The organism is Promicromonospora kroppenstedtii DSM 19349 (genome assembly GCF_000515355.1).
GTDB classification, from domain to species: Bacteria; Actinomycetota; Actinomycetes; order Actinomycetales; family Cellulomonadaceae; genus Promicromonospora; species Promicromonospora kroppenstedtii.
The window spans coordinates 136,825-137,682 of the sequence record NZ_KI911744.1 but is presented as its reverse complement, the minus strand read 5'-3'; the positions used below and the strand labels follow the sequence as shown (position 1 = coordinate 137,682).

At 75.3% G+C, this 858-nt stretch carries 1 protein-coding gene; it reads left to right on the top strand.

Annotated elements, in window-relative coordinates; genetic code table 11:
- On the top strand, positions 1-858 hold an 858-nt coding region (locus PROKR_RS24835), incomplete at both ends, for an ATP-grasp domain-containing protein (RefSeq protein ID WP_169736557.1).

Sequence of the window (858 nt, the reverse complement as noted above, 5' to 3'; positions counted from 1 at the left end):
GGGGCTGGGCCTGCCCGGGGCGCCCGCGCACGTGTTGCGCACCGCGACGCGCAAGCACCTGGTCCGGCAGGCGCTGGCCGCCGGGGGAGTGCCCGACGTGCCGTTCGCTGTGGCGGCCACCTGGGCGCAGGCGCGCAAGGAGGCCGCGGGTCTCGGCTACCCGCTGGTGGTCAAGCCCGTCGACATGAACTCCGGCACGGGGGTGCGCAAGGTGGCGGACGAGGCGGGCCTCGCCGTCGCGTTTGCCGGGGCGACCGGCCCCGAGCGCAACACCCGGGACCAGCCGCTGGAGCGGCTCGCACTGCTCGAACGGGTCCTCGAGGGGCCTGAGTACAGCGTCGAGTCCATGACCCGCGACGGCGTCACGCGGGTGCTGGGCATCACCGCCAAGTCGGTGGCGGAGCCCGGCGTCGATGGCGGGTCCGGGTTCGTCGAGTCGGGCCACCTGTTCCCGGCGCCGCTCGCGACGGCCGAGCGAGACGCGATCGAGCGCCACGTCGCCGCGGTGCTGTGCGCCGTGGGGCTCACGCACGGCATCAGCCACACCGAGGTGCGGCTCACGGCGTCCGGACCGCGGCTGATCGAGCTGAACCCGCGCCAGGGTGGCGGATACATCTTCGAGCTGGTCCGTCTCGTGACGGGTTACAACCCGCTGCGCGTTCTGGTCGACCTCGCGCTCGGCCGCGAGCCCGTGCCGGGCCCTGCGGTCGCCACGAGCGCGGCGGTCACGTTCCTGCTGGCCCCGGCGGCCGGCGTCGTGCGCGAGGTGCGAGGCACGGAACGCCTGGCGGACGACGCCCGCGTGGTCGGCCACGAGACGCCGTCGTCCGGCCGCGAGGGGCGGCCGGGGGACAACAA